Source organism: Amycolatopsis mongoliensis (assembly GCF_030285665.1).
GTDB classification, from domain to species: Bacteria; Actinomycetota; Actinomycetes; order Mycobacteriales; family Pseudonocardiaceae; genus Amycolatopsis; species Amycolatopsis mongoliensis.
Map to the genome: position 1 here is coordinate 6,171,736 of NZ_CP127295.1, position 17,693 is coordinate 6,189,428.

Genomic DNA, 17,693 nt, shown 5'->3' on the forward strand with positions numbered 1-17,693 from the left:
CAAGTCATGGAACGTGGAGACGTAAGCCCCTGGGGCCGGAGCCGTGCCGCATGCCACCGTGGCCGGGTCAGTGTCCGAGGAGGTGGTGATGGGAGCCGACAAGGTACGGGGTGGGGCTTGTCCTGATCCAACTTCGCCCGCCGGGACCACTGCGCGCAGGACCGTCGATCTCACCGACGGACGGCGCGTTTCGGTCGACCTGCTCACCGCGGCCGACGCCCCCGAGCTGGGAGCGGCTATCGAGCACGCCGACCCGGAGACCCTGTACCGCCGCTTTTGCGGGCCACCACCTCGCGTCACCCCGAAACTCCTTCGGCGCCTCACCGAACTGGACTACGAACGTCGCTACGCCCTCGTCGCCCGCGCGGCGGACGGACACGGGGTCGCCGTCGCGCGCTACGAAGCCACCGGTGAACCGGGGGTGGCGGATGTCGCTGTGGTCGTGGACCCCGCGTGGCGGCGCGCCGGTCTGGCCACCGCCCTCGTCCGCATGCTCGCCGAAGCTGCGGTGGCGCACGGTTTCACCCGGTTCACCGCCACGTACTTCGCCGACAACGTTCCCGTCAGTGAGTTGCTCGACGAAGCCGGTGGCAAGCGAGTGATCGCCCACGGAATCGCCGAAGCGGTCGTCCCGCTGGGCACATGACGGTGCGGCCGCGACGTGATGCCCGGGGTACGGACTGCGAACGCAGTCGAAGCGCTGATCAATGGCGGGATCGGCGACGGCTTCGCCAAAGGCCCCCTCCCAAGTGTGGGACCACGGGCCGAACCGAGCCGCCGCTTCGTGCGAACCACGGCGCCGGCTGCCCGCTCCCGTGATGGTTTCAGCGGACGATCATCGTCTTCCTGCGGAGGGTGATGTTCCTCAGCAGCACGGACCGGGAGAGCCGTCGTGTGCCGCATTCGCACCAGGCCGGGACCAGGTCGTCGCCGTTGCCGGCGAGTGCGTCGATGTATTCCTCCCCGCGGGTATGAGCACCGTGCGGGACGTCGACGAAGTCGCGCGAGCCGTGCGCGTGCGGTCCGGTCAGCGCCACATAGACGGGACCGCGTTCGGTGTCGTACACGGCGGCGACGTGGTGACTGGCCGAACAGCGCACTCGCAAGAGCAAGTGGTCGTCGCGGCGCGCGCCGAGTGCGGCGACGTCCCGCTCGGCCTGCTTCCGGCGATCCGCGGGCGCACGATCCATGTTGCTCATCGGTTCCTCCGCATCACGCCACGCGGTGGAGGTTCTGGGCCTTCTCGAGGGTCCGGGCCTCATCGGTGTGCTTTCGGGACAGGCTTTCGAGGAACAACAGGACTTCACGCCAGAAATAACCCGCGCCGGCGACGGCGATACCGGTGAACACGATGCCGAGCGCATGGCTGCGTACGGCCAACGTCCAGGCTGAGAACAGGTCGAAATCCGCGATCCACGCGGTGGCGACGCCGAGTACCACCAGGGCGACCGCCCAGAACTCTCTGACCAGGGTCAGCCACCGCGCGGCGATGCCGGACACCGCCACGATTCCCAGACCGAGCAGGACGAGCATTCCGAACGCGTGCATGGCACGCCTCCCATCTGCCGGATCATTCCGGAGAACCAGTGTCAGGCGTGGCTTCCGGGCGGACCAGGGGCCAGAATCGATTCGCCGAGACGCTCTTGCGGCGGTGAGGCATCTTCGCTCCGGAGCCGTCGGGTGCCGCCACCCCGGGCGGGTCACGGGTTGCCCCGGCCCTCTTCAGGGTTGCCTCGCCGACCTGATCTTCGGCAGGGCCAAAAGACCTCCGCGGAAGGGACGTTCGTCGGTCGGGCGCGAGTCGGCCGTACGCGGCACGCATGGCCGGCCACCAGTTCGGGTTGATCCGGTTCACAGACGCCGCCGGGCGGTAGGTCGTAGGCGTTCATGCGCGCCGGTGAGCGCCGCCAGCACGTCGCGCAACGTCACCATGCCGACCACCAATCCCTCTTCCACCACGGGTAACGAGCGTGTTCCCAGCTCGGCCATGCGGTTCGCCAGGTCGTGCACGCGGGTGCTCGCCGCGACGGCCGGCCCCGGCCCCATCGCCGAACCGGCTGTCCGGGTCCAGCCTTCGAGTGCCGAGCCGGAGTCGGGGGCGCCGGCCCGGCACAGTTCCCGGAGAACGTCTACATCGGACAGTACGCCCAGTAGCCTGCCGTCCGGATCGATCACCGGCAGGCTGGTGAACCCGCGGGCAAACATGACCGTGGCCGCTTCGCGGAGCGTCGCGGCGGGGGTGACGGCGATCGTCGGCGTGGACATGATCTCGCGTGCGCGCATGGCTCCTGCTCCTTCCTTGCCGGCGTCACACGAACCTCTCTTCCGGCTCGGCGAGAACGAAGGGCACTAAGTCCTCGAGCCGCTGTCGAAGTGCCATGAGGATGTGGTGACCAACAAGCGTCCAAGGCCTCCTTGATGCGCGCGTCACTGCCGCGATCCTTGAAGGTGGGCCCGCTTGCCGCATCGTGGCCACGGTAGGAGGCGAAGCGTCATGGAAACGCCAGGACGTGACGACATCATCGTTGGTGTGGACCGTTCGACCACCGGCGAGGCGGCGCTTCACTGGGCAGTCGCCGAGGCCGCCGCGAGCGGGCGCCGGGTCGTCGCACTGCGGGCCTGGACGTGCGAGCCGGAGTATGACCTCGGCGCCGGCGTCACCGGCTGGCCGGAAACCGCCGAGTTGCGGCAACGGCGTGAACTCGACGAAATCATCGAGCGGGTCCAGGCGGCCCATCCCGGCGTGCAGATCCGGCCCGAGGTGATCGGGCATTCACCCGCGGTCGCGCTCGTCGAAGCTTCCCGGACGGCGGCGATGATGGTCCTCGGCGTCCACCGGCACGGCGCGTCGCCGCCGGTGGCTGTCGGCTCGGTCGCAGACCAGTGCTTGCAGGAGGCGACGTGCCCGGTGGTGATCATCCCCTGCGGCATCGACGCCGATGACCGGGCTGGTCCGTGGCGGCCGCAGGATCCCTCGAAGTCCAAGGAGTTCCACGGACCCTGACCGCGCGTCGGCAACGAGGACCCGCCCGAGGAAGATCCGACGTTCAAAGGCCGCCGAATGTCCGCCCTGCGGGCGGGTCCCGGTCCCTCCCGCCGAAGAGGTTCGCGCATCCGATGCCCCTTTCGAAGGGGCGAAGGACTCGTGCCGGAGGGACTTTCGTTTCCCCTCAAAAGGGGTGGTCGCTGTCCTGCCACGCGACAATCGGTTGCGTAGTTCGGTGAAGGCGGGGAACGTCGTGGTCAACGAGCATGCTGTGACCACCCTGAAGGGAGGAGAGATGAACCCGGTTACCGTGTTTTTGTGCGGTGACGTGATGCCGGCCCGCGGGGTCGATCAGATTCTCCCCTGTTCCGGAGATCCCGCGTTGCGGGAGCCCGTCGTCGACGATGCACGCACGTATGTCGCGCTGGCCGAGAAGGTGAGCGGACCCATCCCGCGCCCGGTCGATTTTTCCTGGCCGTGGGGCGTGGCCCTCCCGGTGCTCGAAGCGGAGGCGCCGGACGTCCGGCTGATCAACCTGGAGACCAGTGTCACCGCCGGCGGCGAGTTCGCGCTGGACAAGCAACTGCACTACCGGATGAGTCCCGGCAACCTGCCGGTGCTGACCGCGGTCCGTCCGGACGCCTGTGCGCTGGCGAACAACCACGTCCTGGACTTCGGCGTGGCCGGGCTCACCGACACCCTCGGCGTCCTGAACCAAGCAGGGCTTCGCGGGCTCGGCGCCGGGTACGACGTCATCGAGGCAACGGAGCCGGTCATCGTCCCCGTCGACGGGACCCGGCGTGTCGTGATCTTCGCGGCGGGCATGGCGAGCAGCGGTGTTCCCCGGCGCTGGGCCGCGACAGGGACTCAGCCCGGTGTCTCGTTCGTCCGCGACCTGTCCGGCCGCAGCGCCGCCGAGGTGAGCCGGCGGGTGCTGGAGCACAAGAGGCCCGGCGACGTCGGGATCGTGTCGCTGCACTGGGGTACGAACTGGGGGTATCGGGTGGATCCGAGCCAGGTGCGTTTCGCGCATCGGCTGATCGATGCCGGTGTCGACGTCGTCTACGGGCACTCCTCGCACCACCCCCGGCCGATCGAGGTGTACCGCAACAGGCTGATCCTCTACGGCTGTGGCGACGCCATCAACGACTACGAGGGAATACCCGGACACAGCAACTACCGGGATGACCTTCGGCTGCTGTACTTCGCTTCGTTCAAATCAGGCAGCGGGGAACTGGCCTCGCTGCGCATGCTGCCTCTGCAGGCGCGGAAGATGCGGCTCGAGCACCCCGCAGACCGGGACGTCGAATGGCTGCGCTCGCGGCTCGACAGCGTGTGCCGCCCGTTCGGCGTCCGAGTCGGCCGAGAACCGTCCGGCATGCTGCAGATCGGTCAGGCCCAGCTGCCGCATTGAGGCCCTTGGTCCCTTTACCGTGCTCGGAAGAAGAGCGAGCCTGATGGTTCCCCACGATCAGGAGGTGTGTCATGAGCCCTCATCGTGATCCGCTTGCCCATGCGCAGCAGCGAGCGCACGAGTGGCTGACCGCCGTCGCCGCGCAGCTGGGCACCGAGGACCGTCATTTCGCCTATCGTGCGGTGCGTGCCTGGCTGCACCTGGTCCGCGATCGGCTGACCGTGGACAGCGCGGTGCACCTCGGCGCGCAGCTGCCGCAGTTCCTGCGCGGCGTCTACTACGAAGGATGGGCGCCGGCGAAGGTCCCGGTTCGCTACGACGCCGACCGGTTCAGCGCCTTGTTCGCCGGCGAGGCGCAGGTCGGCATCGCCGAGGTGCCTGCCATCGCCGGTGCGGTGTCCGCCGCGATGAACGGATTGTTCTCACCCGGCCAGCTCGACCACGTCTTCACGGTGCTGCCCGCCGGGCTCCGGAGTGAGCTCGAAGGCCGGCCTCCGGTCGCATCCGCGCAACCGGCGAGCCACGGAACCGAACATTTGCGGCTCAACGCCCTGGAGGACACGGTGCTGCTGTTGACCGATGCAGTCTCGGCGTTGGTGCGCGGCCTGGAGGAACTCCCCACCGGCGAACCTGGCGGCGGCCGTGCCGCGAAAGCGGCGCAAGAGGCACACCGCATCCTGATGTCACGCGACGCCGTGCAGACGTAGCGGATGCGTCGGCTCCCGGTTGTCCCCGGGCAAGCCGAGGACTTTCGGCTCTTCTCGCTGCCGGAGCACCGGCGAGATCCTTCACGGGATCAGCGGGTCGCCACGACGTGGTGGCCTCTCGGGACGAGGAGAGGAGCAGTGGGTCATGGCTGAATGCGAAGTCTGCGGCAACGACTACGACAAGGCGTTCCAGGTCATGACGTCGGACGGTACCGGTACGCACGTGTTCGACAGCTTTGAGTGCGCCATCCACCAGCTGGCGCCGGTGTGCGTGCGGTGCCACTGCCGGATCATCGGCCACGGCGTCGAAGCCGTCGACGCGATGTACTGCAGCGCCAGCTGCGCGGCGGCAGCGGGTGTCGTGGGCGTGCGGGACCGGATCTGACGAGCCGGTGTCCTCGCCGATCGGGCGCGACTCGGCGAAGACGACAAGGCCCGCCCGAGGATCGAGCGGCTTTCGTCGGACGACGTGGGAATCCGAGCTCCGGAGTTCTCGAACTTCCGGCCATCTCCTCGAGCGGGTCACCGGGTTACCCCGGCTGCACCACGATCGCGCGGGCGGGCTGCGCACAGACAGGGCCGGAAGTCCCACGCCGGAGAGCTGTTCGTCATGGCCGTAGCATGCGTAGCAGCTCGGAGCGAGGAGAGCTGGACCCGGCTCGCCCAGGGCAAGCCTGCGCACAACCGATCAGCACCTCGCTGCCGATCATCCCGCGGGAGCGAGTGAACGTCGGTGCTCGCCCAGCTCGCGCAGCCGGACCAGCACCTGTTGTTCCAGCCTGCGGACGCGCTCGCGGGGAAGCCCGAGCCGGCCGGCCGTTTCCTGCACTGTGTGCGGACGCCCGTCGTGCAGCCCGTATCGCATCGTGACGACCTGACGCTCGAGTGGCCGGAGCACCTCGAGGAGTTCGTGTGTGCGAGCGGTGTCGACGTCGTCGTCCGTCGGTGCTTCCGAGCTTTGCGCGATGAGGTCGCCGAGCACGGTCTTCCCGTCGTCGCTCACCGGCGCGTCCAGGCTCGCGGTGGTCCGGGCGACGGTGCACAACTCCACCGCCCGTTTCGCCGTGATCCCGGCTTCTTCGGCGATTTCCCTCGTGGTGGGCTCACGCTGAAGGGTTGCGCGCAACCGGCCGCGGATTCGGTCGAGTTCGGCGAGCTGTTCGGTGGCGTGCACGGGTACCCTGATCGTACGGCCGGTGAGGTCGGCGCCGCGGTGCATCGCCTGCCGGATCCACCACATCGCGTAAGTGGAGAACTTGTATCCCTTGGTGTAGTCGAACTTCTCGACCGCGTGGATCAGCCCCAGGTTGCCTTCCTGGATCGCGTCCAGCAGCGGTAGTTCCGGGGGGCGGAACCGCTTGGCGGCGGAGACGACGAGCCGCAGGTTCGCCCGGATCATGTGGTCCTTGGCGCGCTTGCCGTCTTCGGCAATCGCCTGGAGGTCGCCTACGGCTGCTGAAAGTTCCTGCTGACCGGTCTCGGTCCGGTGCAGGAGCTTCGCGGCGTAGACGCCTGCTTCGATGCGTTTCGCGAGGGCCACCTCGTCTGCCGCCGTGAGCAGCGGGGTGGAGCTGATTTCCGCGTAGTACCGGCCGACCGCGTCCACGTCGGTCTGGGGCCTGGTCACCTTGGTCGTGTTGTCAGTCAATTCTTGGTCACCTCCTGACCGGTCTACGGCTCAAAACGAGCCGAATCACCATTGAATTCCCCAAAAGGGTCGAAGCTCGTGGTTTGTCCATGCCGGTGACCAATGGCCCTTGTCACGCCGACCGGAGTGCGCCGACCATCGGTTCATGCCGTTCGTCGATCGAACCGAAGCGGGACGGCGGCTCGCCGAGGCGCTCGAAGAGTTCCGCGGTCCGGATGTCGTGGTGCTCGGGCTTCCCCGTGGGGGCGTGCCGGTCGCGTTCGAAGTCGCCCGGGCGCTGGACGCTCCGCTGGACGTCCTCGTCGTGCGCAAGATCGGCATCCCGTTCCAGCCGGAATTGGCGATGGGTGCCATCGGTGAGGGCGGAGTCCGCGTGACGGATCCCGAGATGATGCAGGCGTGCGAGGTGACCGAGGCCGAACTGAACTGTGCCGAGCGAGCCGAGCGCGCCGAACTCGGCCGCCGGGTCCGCCGGTTCCGCGGCGGCCGGGCACGGGAGCCGATCGACGGCCGCGTCGCCTTGATCGTCGACGACGGCGTCGCCACCGGTTCCACGGCACGTGCCGCCTGCCGTGTCGCCCGGGCCGAAGGGGCGGCTCGGGTGGTCTTGGCGGTTCCCGTGGGTGCCCCGGATTCGGTTGCCGCGTTGGAGGCCGATGCCGACCACGTCGTCTGCCTGGAGGCTCCGGCCTGGTTCGCCGCGGTCGGCCAGTGGTACGACCATTTCTCCCAGGTCCGCGACGAGGAGGTGCTCGACCTGCTGCATCGCGGCGCCAGGGAGGGACTGGAGCCGCAGCCGATCGCCGTCGATGTGGACGATCCGCCGGCACGCGACGAACAGGTCGAGGTGTTCGCCGGGCCGACGCCGCTGGCCGGCCGGATCGTTCTGCCCGAAAAGCCCGGTGGGCTGGTGATCCAGGCGTACAGCAGTGCGAGTGGCCGGTACAGCCCCCGCCACCGCCGGATCGCCGACGTCTTCGGGGCGGCCGGGCTCGGGACGCTGATGATCGACCTGCTCACCCGTGTGGAAGAGGCCGACCGGCAGCTGGTCTTCGACGGCGATCTGCTCGCCGAGCGGCTTGCCGGCGTGACGTCGTGGCTGCTTGCCGAGCCCGGGTGTGAAGGCCTTCCTGTCGGCTACCACGGCACAGGTCCCGGTGCGGAGGCGGTGTTGCTGGCGGCCGCCGATCCCGGCAGCCGGGCCGCGGCTGTGGTGTCGCACGGCGGTAGGCCGGATCGGATTGCCGATCGCTTGGGCCGGGTGCGCGCGCCGACATTGCTGATCGTCGGTGCCGCCGACTACACCGGAATCGATCTCGGCTGGCGCGCCAGGAGTCACCTCACCTGTGTGAACGAGCTGGCTTTGGTTGCCGCCACCGGCACGCTTTTCGAGGAACCCGGGGCCCTCGACAAGGCGGCAGGCCTGGCCCGGAACTGGTATCTCACCCATTTGACGGGCCACGCTTGATCCTGCGTCACCGACCGGTGCCGGGGAACTCATTCCGCGGGGGTGAGGAGGGCGAGTCGGAAGCCGGTGGGCCCGGCGCGGCAGTGGACTTTCGGCCCTCCGCTCGTCCGTTCCGGGCCGCCGGCATCGAAACCGGACGCACCGGAAGGCGACGATGGAGGTCGGTCGTGCCACCGGTACGCCCGACGCGGCAGGGAGGTCGAACCATGACGATCTCGTTGCCGGCCGGGATCCTCGTGCTGGTCGTGCTCCTTTCCCGTTTCTCGCCCGGTCCGCGCCGTGGGTGGTGGCGGCGCTCCGGAGAAGCGCACGGCTCGGGCACGCACGTCGACAGCGGCGACGACGTCGCCATGCTGTTGTGGCGGGCTCGGGTGGGCCGGCCGCATCCAGGCCCGCACCGTGATCGACGCGGTGACCACCCCCTGATGAGGGAGCCTCGCCGGGAACGCTTGGAGTCTGAGGACTTTCGGCCCTTCTGAAGGTCCTCGGAGCGGGAGCACTCTGCGGGTGCGTTCGTCTGCGAAGTCGAGGAGGTTGTGATGACCACTGCTCGGGACATCATGCACGCCGGCGCTTCGTGCATCGGGGAGAACGAAACCCTGGAAGCGGCCGCCCGGCGCATGCGGGAACTCGATGTCGGTTCGCTGCCGATCTGCGGGGAGGACGACCGGCTGCACGGCATCCTCACCGACCGGGACATCGTGATCAAGTGTATCGCCGCCGGCGCGGATCCGCGGATGATGCGGGCACGGGAGCTGGCCACCGGTGTCCCGCACATCGTGCGCGCGGACGCCGGCGTCGACACGGTGCTCGCGGTGATGGAGGAGCACCAGGTGCGCCGGCTGCCGGTGCTCGACCAGAACCGGCTGGTCGGCATGATCAGCGAGGCCGACCTGGCCCGGCACCTCCCGGAGCAGGCCGTCGGCCGGTTCGTCGAAGCGATCTGCGCCGCGAGCTGACGACGGCCGCCGAGGCGAGGCCGAAGTGTCCCGGTCGAACGACGCCGTCGCGGGCATGCTGCGGGAATACTCCGAGCTGCTCGCGATTGCCGGCGGGCCGGCGTTCAAGGTGCGGGCCTACGAAAAGGCCGCCCGGGCGGTGGCCGGGCACCCGGACGACGTGACGGGGCTGTCCGGCAAGGAACTGCGGGGGATCCCGAACGTGGGTGATCACCTCGCCCGCAAGATCCTCGAGTTCCTGGACACCGGATCGGTGACCGAGCTGGTGGAACTCCGGTCGCGGGTGCCGGAGGGGTTGCGCACGCTCCTCACGGTGCCCGGGCTGGGACCGAAGCGGGCGCACCAGGTCTACGAGCAGCTCGGCATCACGTCGATCGACGGCCTGCTGCAGGCGCTGCACGAGCACCGCTTGCAGGATCTCCGCGGCTGGGGCGCGAAGACCGAGGACAACCTCGCCGCGTCCCTCGGTGAGGCTCATTCGGCGGGCGAGCGCGTGCAGCTCGGTTTCGCGCTCGACCTCGCCGAGGAGCTGCTGACGCGGATTTCGGCCTGGCCGCAGGTGCGCAGAGCCGCGTACGCCGGTTCGCTGCGGCGGATGCGGGACACCATCGGGGACATCGACCTGCTGGTGGCAGCCGGCGAAGCCGAGCCTGTCATGTCCGGCGTGGTGGAGCTGCCGCACGTGGCCCGGGTGCTGGCCCACGGCCCGACGAAGACGTCAGTGGTGACGAGCACCGGGGTCCAGGTGGACGTCCGGGTGGTGCAGCCGGACGTGTGGGGCGCTGCCCTGTTGTACTTCACCGGTTCCAAGCAGCACAACATCGAGGTCCGCGAACTCGCCGTGCGGGCCGGGCTGAAGCTGTCGGAGTACGGGCTGTTCGACGTCGAGACCGGGGTGCTGGTGGCGGCCGAGACCGAGGAGGAGGTCTACGCGCGGCTCGGTCTGCCGTGGATCCCGCCCACCCTGCGGGAGGGTGCCGGTGAGGTCGCGGCCGCGCTCGGCGGGCGGCTTCCGCAGCTGGTACGGATCGGGGACGTCCGCGGTGATCTGCACACTCACACCGACCTGACCGACGGGGTCGCCACCCTGGAGCAGATGGTGGCCGCGGCGAAGGCCCGCGGGTACGAGTACTACGCCGTCACCGACCACGCGCCGCTGTTGTACATGCAGCGGATGACCCGGGAAAAGGCGCTGGCGCAACGGAAGCGGATCCGGGAGCTGGAGCGGACGTCGGGGATGTCGCTGTTGCACGGTACCGAGCTGAACGTCCAGCCGGACGGCTCGCTCGACTGGGACGAGGAGTTCCTGTCGACCTTCGACATCGTGGTGGCCTCGGTGCATTCGCAGTTCCGGCAGCCGCGTGCGGAGATGACGGCCCGGGTGCTGCGCGCGATCGAGCATCCGTGCGTCCACGTCATCGGGCACCCCACCGCCCGGGTGATCGGTACCCGCCGGCCCGTGGACCTGGATTTCGACGCGGTGTTCCGGGCGGCCGCCCGGACCGGGACCGCGCTGGAGATCAATGCGTTCCCCGAACGCCTCGACCTCGACGGCGACCTGGTGAGGCGCGCCCGCCACCTCGGCGTCCGGTTCGCCGTGTCCACCGACGCGCACGCCGTACCGCATCTGGACTTCATGCGGTACGGCGTGGCGACAGCGCAACGCGGCTGGGCCGCGCCCGGCGACGTCGTCAACACCTACCCGCTGGACGAGCTGCGCCGGTTCCTCGCGAAACCTCTGGTGACGGCCGGGGAGAGGACCTTCACCCCTTGACCACCCCGACGGGGACCAGGCGGGCGACCTTGCGGCACAGGCCCGCGCCTTCGGCAGCGTCGATGACGGCGTCGACGTCCTTGTAGGCCGCCGGCGCTTCTTCGGCGAGGCCTCGCCACGACGTTCCCCGCACCGCGATACCCCGGGATTCGAGGTCATCGCGGAGCCGGTGGCCGTCGACCTCTCGGGCCGCGGCGTGGCGGCTGCGAACGCGCCCGGCACCGTGGCAGGTGGAGTGGAACGCGGGCGAGCCGGTCACCCCGGCGAGGACGTAGGAGGAGGTGCCCATCGTGCCGGGGATGAGCGTGGGCTGGCCGGTCGCGGCGAGGTCGGCGGGCAGGTCCGGGTGGTGCGGAGGCAGGGCCCGCGTCGCGCCCTTGCGGTGCACGCACAACCGCCGCCACCGGCCGTCGACCTCGTGGCTCTCGATCATGGCGAGGTTGTGGGAGACGTCGTAGACCAGCTCGAGCCCGGCGCCGGTGTGCCGCTCGAACGCGCGCCGGGCGGTCTCGGCGAGCAGCTGGCGGTTGGCGCGGGCGAAGTTCGTCGCGGCGGCCATGGCACCCAGATAGGCGTGTCCCTGGGCGGAATTCACCGGGACGCACGCGAGCTGCCGATCGGGCACCCGGATTCCGTAGCGGCTCATCGCTTCGTCCATCGTGCGGACGTAGTCGGTGCAGACCTGGTGCCCGAGTCCGCGGGAGCCGGTGTGGATCATCACGCAGACCTGGTGCCGGTGGAGGCCGAACACCGCGGCCGTGGCCTCGTCGAAGACCTCGTCGACCACCTGGACCTCGAGGAAGTGGTTGCCGGACCCCAGACTGCCGAGCTGGCCGAGACCCCGCTCGATCGCTCGGGCGCTGAGCCGGCCCGGGGCCGCGTCCGGGACCTGGCCGGCGTCCTCGCAGCGGGCCAGATCGCGGGGCACCCCGTGCCCGGCTTCGACGGCGTACCGGGCGCCGCCGAGCAGCACGTCGTACAGTTGTGCCCGGTCGGCGAGCTGCCAAGTACCGCCCCGGCGCAGACCGCGGGGGACCGTGTGGCCGAGGGTGTCCATCAGCGGGCCGAGCGCGGTCGCGAGCTGGTCCTGGTCCAGCTGGGCGGCGAGCAGCCGGACGCCGCAGGAGATGTCGAACCCGACACCGCCGGGGGAGACCACGCCGCCGGCACTGACGTCGGTCGCGGCGACGCCGCCGATGGGGAAGCCGTAGCCCCAGTGGACGTCCGGCATGGCGTAGGAGGCGGTGACGATGCCGGGCAGGGTGGCGACGTTGGCGACCTGCTCCAGCGACTTGTCCCCGGTCGCTTCGGGCAGGAGCTCCCGGGTCGAGTAGACGATGCCCGGCACCCGCATGGGGCCGTGCCGGGGGATGCGGAAGCGATACCGGGTCTCGGGGATGACGTCCATCGTGTCCTCACACGTCGATGGTGACCGAGCACGACCAACCGTCCGGGCCGGGTGCGCAGCGCAGTTCGTGCAGCGACACCGCCTTCGGGACGGAACCGACGGGGGTCGCGGCCGCGGCGTCGATCATGGTGAACCGGGCGCGCAGCCTGCCGGGGGCCGCCTGGATGTCGGTGTGGACCGGGATCTCGCCGGCGGTGTCGAGCCGGTAGATGACGTCGTCGAGCACGGCGGCGAGGAGATCCGCGTCGCCGTCCGCGCGCACGTCTTGTTCGACGACACGGTGCGGCTCGGTGCCGGACGGTTCCGCGAAGCTTGCCACCATGCCGGCGACGGCCTCGGCGATGCAGCGCTCGCGGGTCGTTGCCCACGCCTCGACGCGCAAGTCGGCCGTGTGGGCCACGGCCCGGTGGCCGGACGGGCGTCTTTCGGTCATCTGGTTCTCCAGCCGTGCCCGGCGGTGAGCCGCGGGTGTCCGCCGGTGGCCAGTATTCGCGCGTGCGTGATGATCGGATAGGGGCCAAAGTCGATTCCCCGGGCACAAGTGTTGCCACCGAAGACTTCGTGCTCTCGTGGGGATCCCGGTGCCGCCCGGTGCGGGCTCCGGGGCCGTGGGGCTTCCGGAGCAGGATCGAGGAGATCGCTCACCTCGGCGACACCGGCGGCGGTCGAGCGGAACCGTCGGTCCGGCTCACGAGGCCGCCCGCGAGAGACGGTATCCGGGCACGAGGACCGGCCGGCCGGCCTCGAAGCGAACCCACACCGAGCCCGGTCGCAGGTCGGGATCCTGCACGATGACGACGCCACGAGCGCCGTGGTACCGACCGCCGGTCACCTTCACGCGAGCACCGTCCGGGAAGGCTTCCTCGCCGAGCGGACCGTCGGGAATCGGAAGCGGATGGCTCACCATCGGCTGCGGCCCCCTTGTTCTCACCTGCGCCTGTGCTGGTATCGACACCAGTAGACCCGCATCGGTGCTCGCGGGCAGCGCGAGTGCCGTCAGGACACTCCGGAACCACCCGCCCAAGGGATGCCCGAGCGCGGGTCGGTGCTTCGGGCCTCTGGACCGGGGGCGAAAGCCACTGGCCCGGCCGGACGCCGGAGCCGCACAGTGCCGGCATGGCGGAGTCGTCCGGGTCGAACGACGCCGGGTTCCGGCGGCGGCCGGAGCCTCGGTGGGCGTTCCCGCGGCCCGGACGAGGGCGCCTGCCCGGGCCGTCGGCGCGCGAGCCGGCTGTCGATCTCTACCGGGTCGTCGCGGTGGTCGTGGTGGTGCTCGGGCACTGGCTGGCGGCGTCGGTGACCTACACCGGCGGGCGGTTCGCCGACGAGAACGTGCTCGCCGCGCTGCCCTGGACGCGGTGGCTGACGTGGGTGTTCCAGGTGATCCCGGTGTTCTTCCTGGTCGCCGGGTACGGCGGTGCCGCGTCCTGGACGAGGTGGCCCGGCGGCTGGGCGGACTGGTTGCGGCACCGCCTGACCGGCGTGGCCGGGCCGGTGACCGCGTACGTCGTGGCGATGCTCGTGGCGGCCGAGATCCTTCGCTGGTGCGGAGCGAGCGGCGCGCAGCTGGCCTACGGTGCCTGGGCGGTCGCGTTGCACCTGTGGTTCCTGCCGGTGTACCTGGTGCTCGTGCTGCTCACGCCGGCGGCGGCGGCGCTGCAGCGACGCTGGGCAGCCGCGCCCGTCCTGCCCGCCGTGGCGGTGGTACTCGTCGACGCGCTTTCGCTGACCGGCCTGGTTCCCGTGCTCGGCTGGGCGAACTACCTCCTGGGCTGGGGCGCGGTGTTCCAGCTCGGCATCGCCTGGCACGCCGGGGTCTTCTCCGGCAGGCGGCCGCTCGTGCTGGCCGGGGGTGCACTGGGTGTCCTGGCGGTCCTGGTGTGGCTGGGTCCGTATCCGGTCAGCATGGTCGGGGTGCCGGGGGAGGCGGTGCGGAACACGTCGCCGCCGAATGCGGCTTTGCTGGCTTTTGCCGCGGTACAGGCCGGGTTGCTGGTGAGCGCCGCTCCGGCGGTGACCGCGCGGATCCGCCGTCGCTCGGCGCGGGCGAACGCGTCCGTACTGGCGGTGTACCTGTGGCACATGGTGCCGGTGGTCGTCGTCGCGCTCGTCGGCTACCCCCCAGGCCTGTTCCCGCAACCGCACGCCGGCTCGCCCGGCTGGTGGGCGTTCCGGGTGCCGTGGCTGCTGCTGCTCGCGGTCGTCATGGCCGCCGGCCTGGCGTTGCTCGCCGCCGCCCGGAGAGTGACCGCGCGGTGGTGGCCGGTTGTCGGCGTCCGGCGGTGGGCGGGGCCGGTTCTCCTCGTCGGCGTCGGCGTGATGGCGTTCGCGTTGTTCCGGTTCGCCGTGCACGGCTTCGCACCCGACGGCCGGTTCCCGGCAGGCACGGCCCTGCTCTACCTCGCCGGCGTCGGCCTGGTCGGAATCGGCTCGTTGCCGGCGCGGGGTGGAACGGCGGCAGAAAGGCCTTTGGTCACTTCGATCGGGGCAGAACGGCTGCGGCGGCTCCGGACGAGCGGCGGTTTCGTGGAGCGGAGCAGCGATCGAGGGAAGGAGAACGAGGTGGCCTCACTCATTCCACGGACCAAGGTGAAGCTCCCCGCCGTGAGCGACTGGTTCGACCTGGCCTGGCCGTTCGGCGAGCGCTACCCGGTCCGGATCGAGGAAACCGCGGCGGACGGGAAGTACACGGTCCGGGCGGAGTTGCCCGGGTTCGACCCGGAGAAGGGCGTCCACGTGTCGGCCGGGGCCGGGTCGTTGACCATTTCGGCCGAGCGGGAGGCGACGTCCGAGCGGAAGGGCCGCAGCGAGTTCCGCTACGGCTCGTTCAGCCGCACCGTGTCGCTGCCCGAAGGCGCGGAGACCGCGAAGATCGCCGCCACCTATGCCAACGGGATCCTCGAAGTGACGGTGCCGTACGAGGAGCGCGAGACGGGCGAGCAGGTCGAGGTCCCGATCACGAAGAACTGAGCGGAGCAGGGCGCGATTCCGCCGCCGCTGCCGCGCCGGTTTCTCAGGTGATGGGGTGATGGTGGTACTTCGGCGGTGCTTCGAGCGGTTGCAGGACGTCACCCAGCCTGCGCCGCGGAGGTGCGGCCAGGGGCTCGGCGTTGGCGGCCGCCCATCCGATGCGCAGGACGACCTGGGGGACGGAACCGCCCGTGACGAGCTTCTTGACGGTCTGGCGGACGCCGGGGAGCTGCAGCGGTTCGGTGAGCGGGCAGGAGGACAGCCCGAACGCGGTCGCTTTCAGCAGTACTACGCTCGTCGCTTCGCCCGCGCGCAGGCGGGACAAGCGGTCGTCGCCGGCGGTGCTCAGCACCAGCAGCACCGTTTCCGTGTTTTCCCGGCGGTTACCGGGCCTCGCCGTGAGGTGGCCCATGGTCGCCGATCGGGTTCGCGCCGAGCCGCCGGCGCGAGCGGTGTCGCCCTTGGGGCGGAGCCGATATGCGGTTCTGAGGGCCGGCCCGGTGTAGACGGCGTGCGTACCGGGATGCCGCCGGGCGGCCTCGGCGATCGCAGCCGTGAGGTAGTGCCGGGCCGAGCCGGTGACCACGTGCAGCTCGGCGCCCTCCCTCACCGCTGCCCGCGCGAGCGATTGGACGTACTCGCCGGGAACGGGCCAAGCGCTGTGGCGTCGTCGGTCGGCGCGTCGGTGCGGGATCGCAGCCGCCAGGACGATGTCCACCTCGGACGGTTCGTTCCGGTGCAGGCTCACGACCGCGAGGTGATCGGGGTTTCCGGCCTCGGGTAGCCGGTCCACCTCGGCGGCCCATCCGAGCGTCGCGAAGCCCAGCCGTAGGTGGTGCAGCGCCGTCCCACAGCCCAATACCAGGTCACGCCCGTCGGGATCGACGCGCGGCAGCCAACGGTCCGGATCGGCGAAAAGGTGCAGCCGACTGTACCCGGTCCGCCAGCGCCAGGGCTGCGCATTGTGGGCCGAGGGAGCGCGGAGTGCGACGGTCACCGCCGTGTTGATCGTCGCGGCGTCAGGGATTTCCAGCATGGCACACCTGGCTTCCCGTTTTCTACAGTCAACAACCGACGCGGGCAAACTCGGAAGAGCCGGAAGGCCCCGGCTGCGAGGACTTCCGCCGCTGCCGAGCGAGCCGACGTATCCCGCCCCACCGATCACGTGCGTCTTCGGGTCTGAAAGAGGCCCGGGTAGGGACTTCTTCCTCTATCCGGTGCACGCGCCCGTGAGAACGACGGTGGGCCAGGTCCATGATCGAAAGCAGTCGTTCCGGACGTGGCTGTCAGGGCGCGGCGAGGAAATGTGCGTCCGACCGAACAACGGGTTGTCAAAATTCTCACCTTGCCGAGTTGCAGCCGCGGTGGTCGGGTTACCGATGCATCGCCGGACTCCTGGGCTGGCAGGACGACAGATTGCCGCACAGTGATGTGCTCCCGTGTCCGGCGCGTCGTGCTTGAACTGGGGAGGACCTGAGGCCCGGGCGGCGTCCAAGGCGCGCTGGTAGCGGATTCGTCCGCGATCGAGCCGGTGGCCCCTCGCTGAACGGCCGGAGCATCGCCGCAACCCCCTTGAGCTCGTTCGGAACCCGCTCAGCACACCGGGTGCTGCCACCGCTCGTCCACTGACAGATCGTCAACCTCGGGAAGTCCTGCGCGGCCACCTGCGCTGCTACGGTCTGTGACGCAACGTGTCAGTCGGGCAGGGGAGCTGGTGCTGGTGGCGGAGTCCGCGTATCCCGTGTCGATCAAGGGCGTGCTGATCCGGGAAGACCGGGTGTTGCTGGTGCACAACGAGCGCGACGAATGGGAGCTGCCGGGCGGCCGGATCGAGGTTGGCGAGACTCCCGAACAGTGCGTCGCGCGGGAAATCGCCGAGGAAACCGGCTTGCCGGTCGAGGTGGCCGAGATCCTCGACGCCTGGGTGTACCACATCGTCGTGGCCCGCAAGGACGTGTTCATCGTGACGTACGGCTGCACCACCACCTCGACCGCGGTTCCGGTCCTCAGCCACGAGCACAGCCGGGTCGCCGAGTTCGCCGAGCACGAGATCCCCGGGCTGCGCATGCCGGACGGGTACAAGCGCTCGATCGCCACCTGGTTCGACCGGCTCCGTGCTTCGGTGACGGCGGGGTAATGGCCACGGCCGGGCGCGAGCGCTGCGGAGCAGTGCTGAGCCGCTTCGACTTCACGCCGGTCTGCCCGACCTGCCAGGCCGGTGCCAGTGCGCTCGTAGCGCGGCGCCCCGGCTCGCGCCCGGAGTGTGGATGTGGTCCGACCCGGCCGCCGTGGCCGCCCTGACCTCCCGCGACCTCGCGACCCTTCTGCGTGCCTACCGGGCGGCGAACGGCCTCAGCCA

At 70.1% G+C, this 17,693-nt stretch carries 18 protein-coding genes; 10 read left to right on the forward strand and 8 right to left on the reverse strand.

What is annotated here, in order from left to right; translation table 11 throughout:
* The first annotated feature begins 70 nt into the window (after positions 1–70).
* Positions 71–646 (forward strand): GNAT family N-acetyltransferase, encoded by a 576-nt coding sequence (locus QRX60_RS29735; RefSeq protein WP_285994725.1) that lies wholly within the window; start codon positions 71–73, stop codon positions 644–646.
* A gap of 178 nt (positions 647–824) precedes the next feature.
* On the opposite strand, the gene QRX60_RS29740 is transcribed toward QRX60_RS29735, so the two are convergent.
* The 3 genes from QRX60_RS29740 to QRX60_RS29750 all read right to left on the reverse strand — a co-directional run bounded on the left by QRX60_RS29740 (position 825) and on the right by QRX60_RS29750 (position 2,283).
* Positions 825–1,199: a hypothetical protein gene (locus QRX60_RS29740; protein ID WP_285994726.1), complete on the reverse strand. Its 375-nt coding sequence runs from the start codon at positions 1,197–1,199 to the stop codon at positions 825–827.
* A 13-nt stretch (positions 1,200–1,212) separates the two neighbouring features.
* Entirely contained in the window at positions 1,213–1,548 is a 336-nt protein-coding gene (locus tag QRX60_RS29745; RefSeq protein WP_285994727.1) for a hypothetical protein, read from the reverse strand.
* A gap of 303 nt (positions 1,549–1,851) precedes the next feature.
* Positions 1,852–2,283 carry a CBS domain-containing protein gene (locus tag QRX60_RS29750; RefSeq protein WP_285994728.1) on the reverse strand — a complete coding sequence of 144 codons (432 nt, stop codon included), beginning with the start codon at positions 2,281–2,283 and terminating at the stop codon, positions 1,852–1,854.
* A 211-nt stretch (positions 2,284–2,494) separates the two neighbouring features.
* On the opposite strand from QRX60_RS29750, the gene QRX60_RS29755 reads away from it, so the two are divergent.
* The 4 genes from QRX60_RS29755 to QRX60_RS29770 all read left to right on the forward strand — a co-directional run bounded on the left by QRX60_RS29755 (position 2,495) and on the right by QRX60_RS29770 (position 5,492).
* Positions 2,495–3,004, forward strand: a complete 510-nt coding sequence (locus tag QRX60_RS29755; RefSeq protein WP_286003729.1) for a universal stress protein — start codon at positions 2,495–2,497, stop codon at positions 3,002–3,004.
* Positions 3,005–3,257: 253 nt separating this feature from the next.
* The gene (locus QRX60_RS29760; protein ID WP_285994729.1) at positions 3,258–4,400 is read left to right on the forward strand and encodes a CapA family protein; all 1,143 of its coding nucleotides are present in this window, start codon (positions 3,258–3,260) and stop codon (positions 4,398–4,400) included.
* A 71-nt stretch (positions 4,401–4,471) separates the two neighbouring features.
* Positions 4,472–5,107 (forward strand): DUF2267 domain-containing protein, encoded by a 636-nt coding sequence (locus tag QRX60_RS29765; protein ID WP_285994730.1) that lies wholly within the window; start codon positions 4,472–4,474, stop codon positions 5,105–5,107.
* A 145-nt stretch (positions 5,108–5,252) separates the two neighbouring features.
* Positions 5,253–5,492: a Prokaryotic metallothionein gene (locus QRX60_RS29770; protein ID WP_285994731.1), complete on the forward strand. Its 240-nt coding sequence runs from the start codon at positions 5,253–5,255 to the stop codon at positions 5,490–5,492.
* 321 nt (positions 5,493–5,813) lie between these two features.
* Here QRX60_RS29770 and QRX60_RS29775 read toward each other — a convergent pair whose 3' ends face one another.
* Positions 5,814–6,755: a sigma-70 family RNA polymerase sigma factor gene (locus QRX60_RS29775; RefSeq protein ID WP_285994732.1), complete on the reverse strand. Its 942-nt coding sequence runs from the start codon at positions 6,753–6,755 to the stop codon at positions 5,814–5,816.
* Between the two features lie 145 nt (positions 6,756–6,900).
* On the opposite strand from QRX60_RS29775, the gene QRX60_RS29780 reads away from it, so the two are divergent.
* The 3 genes from QRX60_RS29780 to polX all read left to right on the forward strand — a co-directional run bounded on the left by QRX60_RS29780 (position 6,901) and on the right by polX (position 10,956).
* On the forward strand, positions 6,901–8,223 hold the full coding sequence (locus tag QRX60_RS29780; protein WP_285994733.1) for a phosphoribosyltransferase family protein: 1,323 nt from the start codon (positions 6,901–6,903) through the stop codon (positions 8,221–8,223).
* 539 nt (positions 8,224–8,762) lie between these two features.
* Entirely contained in the window at positions 8,763–9,182 is a 420-nt protein-coding gene (locus QRX60_RS29785) for a CBS domain-containing protein (protein ID WP_285994734.1), read from the forward strand.
* Positions 9,183–9,207: 25 nt separating this feature from the next.
* Positions 9,208–10,956: a DNA polymerase/3'-5' exonuclease PolX gene (polX, locus tag QRX60_RS29790; protein ID WP_285994735.1), complete on the forward strand. Its 1,749-nt coding sequence runs from the start codon at positions 9,208–9,210 to the stop codon at positions 10,954–10,956.
* Here polX and QRX60_RS29795 read toward each other — a convergent pair.
* The 3 genes from QRX60_RS29795 to QRX60_RS29805 all read right to left on the reverse strand — a co-directional run bounded on the left by QRX60_RS29795 (position 10,946) and on the right by QRX60_RS29805 (position 13,271).
* Positions 10,946–12,364 (reverse strand): RtcB family protein, encoded by a 1,419-nt coding sequence (locus tag QRX60_RS29795; protein ID WP_285994736.1) that lies wholly within the window; start codon positions 12,362–12,364, stop codon positions 10,946–10,948. The genes polX and QRX60_RS29795 overlap by 11 nt on opposite strands.
* 7 nt (positions 12,365–12,371) lie before the next feature.
* A complete protein-coding gene (locus QRX60_RS29800) occupies positions 12,372–12,797 on the reverse strand; it encodes an archease (protein WP_285994737.1) in 426 nt (141 codons plus the stop codon).
* Between the two features lie 255 nt (positions 12,798–13,052).
* The gene (locus QRX60_RS29805) at positions 13,053–13,271 is read right to left on the reverse strand and encodes a hypothetical protein (RefSeq protein WP_285994738.1); all 219 of its coding nucleotides are present in this window, start codon (positions 13,269–13,271) and stop codon (positions 13,053–13,055) included.
* A gap of 209 nt (positions 13,272–13,480) precedes the next feature.
* Between QRX60_RS29805 and QRX60_RS29810 the strand changes: the two genes are divergently transcribed.
* Complete coding sequence (locus tag QRX60_RS29810) at positions 13,481–15,334, forward strand: Hsp20/alpha crystallin family protein (protein ID WP_285994739.1); 1,854 nt, start codon at positions 13,481–13,483, stop codon at positions 15,332–15,334.
* A 43-nt stretch (positions 15,335–15,377) separates the two neighbouring features.
* Here the strand turns inward: QRX60_RS29810 and QRX60_RS29815 are convergent, their stop codons facing one another.
* Positions 15,378–16,370, reverse strand: a complete 993-nt coding sequence (locus tag QRX60_RS29815; protein ID WP_285994740.1) for an Acg family FMN-binding oxidoreductase — start codon at positions 16,368–16,370, stop codon at positions 15,378–15,380.
* A gap of 684 nt (positions 16,371–17,054) precedes the next feature.
* On the opposite strand from QRX60_RS29815, the gene QRX60_RS29820 reads away from it, so the two are divergent.
* A complete protein-coding gene (locus QRX60_RS29820) occupies positions 17,055–17,471 on the forward strand; it encodes an NUDIX hydrolase (protein ID WP_285994741.1) in 417 nt (138 codons plus the stop codon).
* Positions 17,472–17,693: the final 222 nt, after the last annotated feature.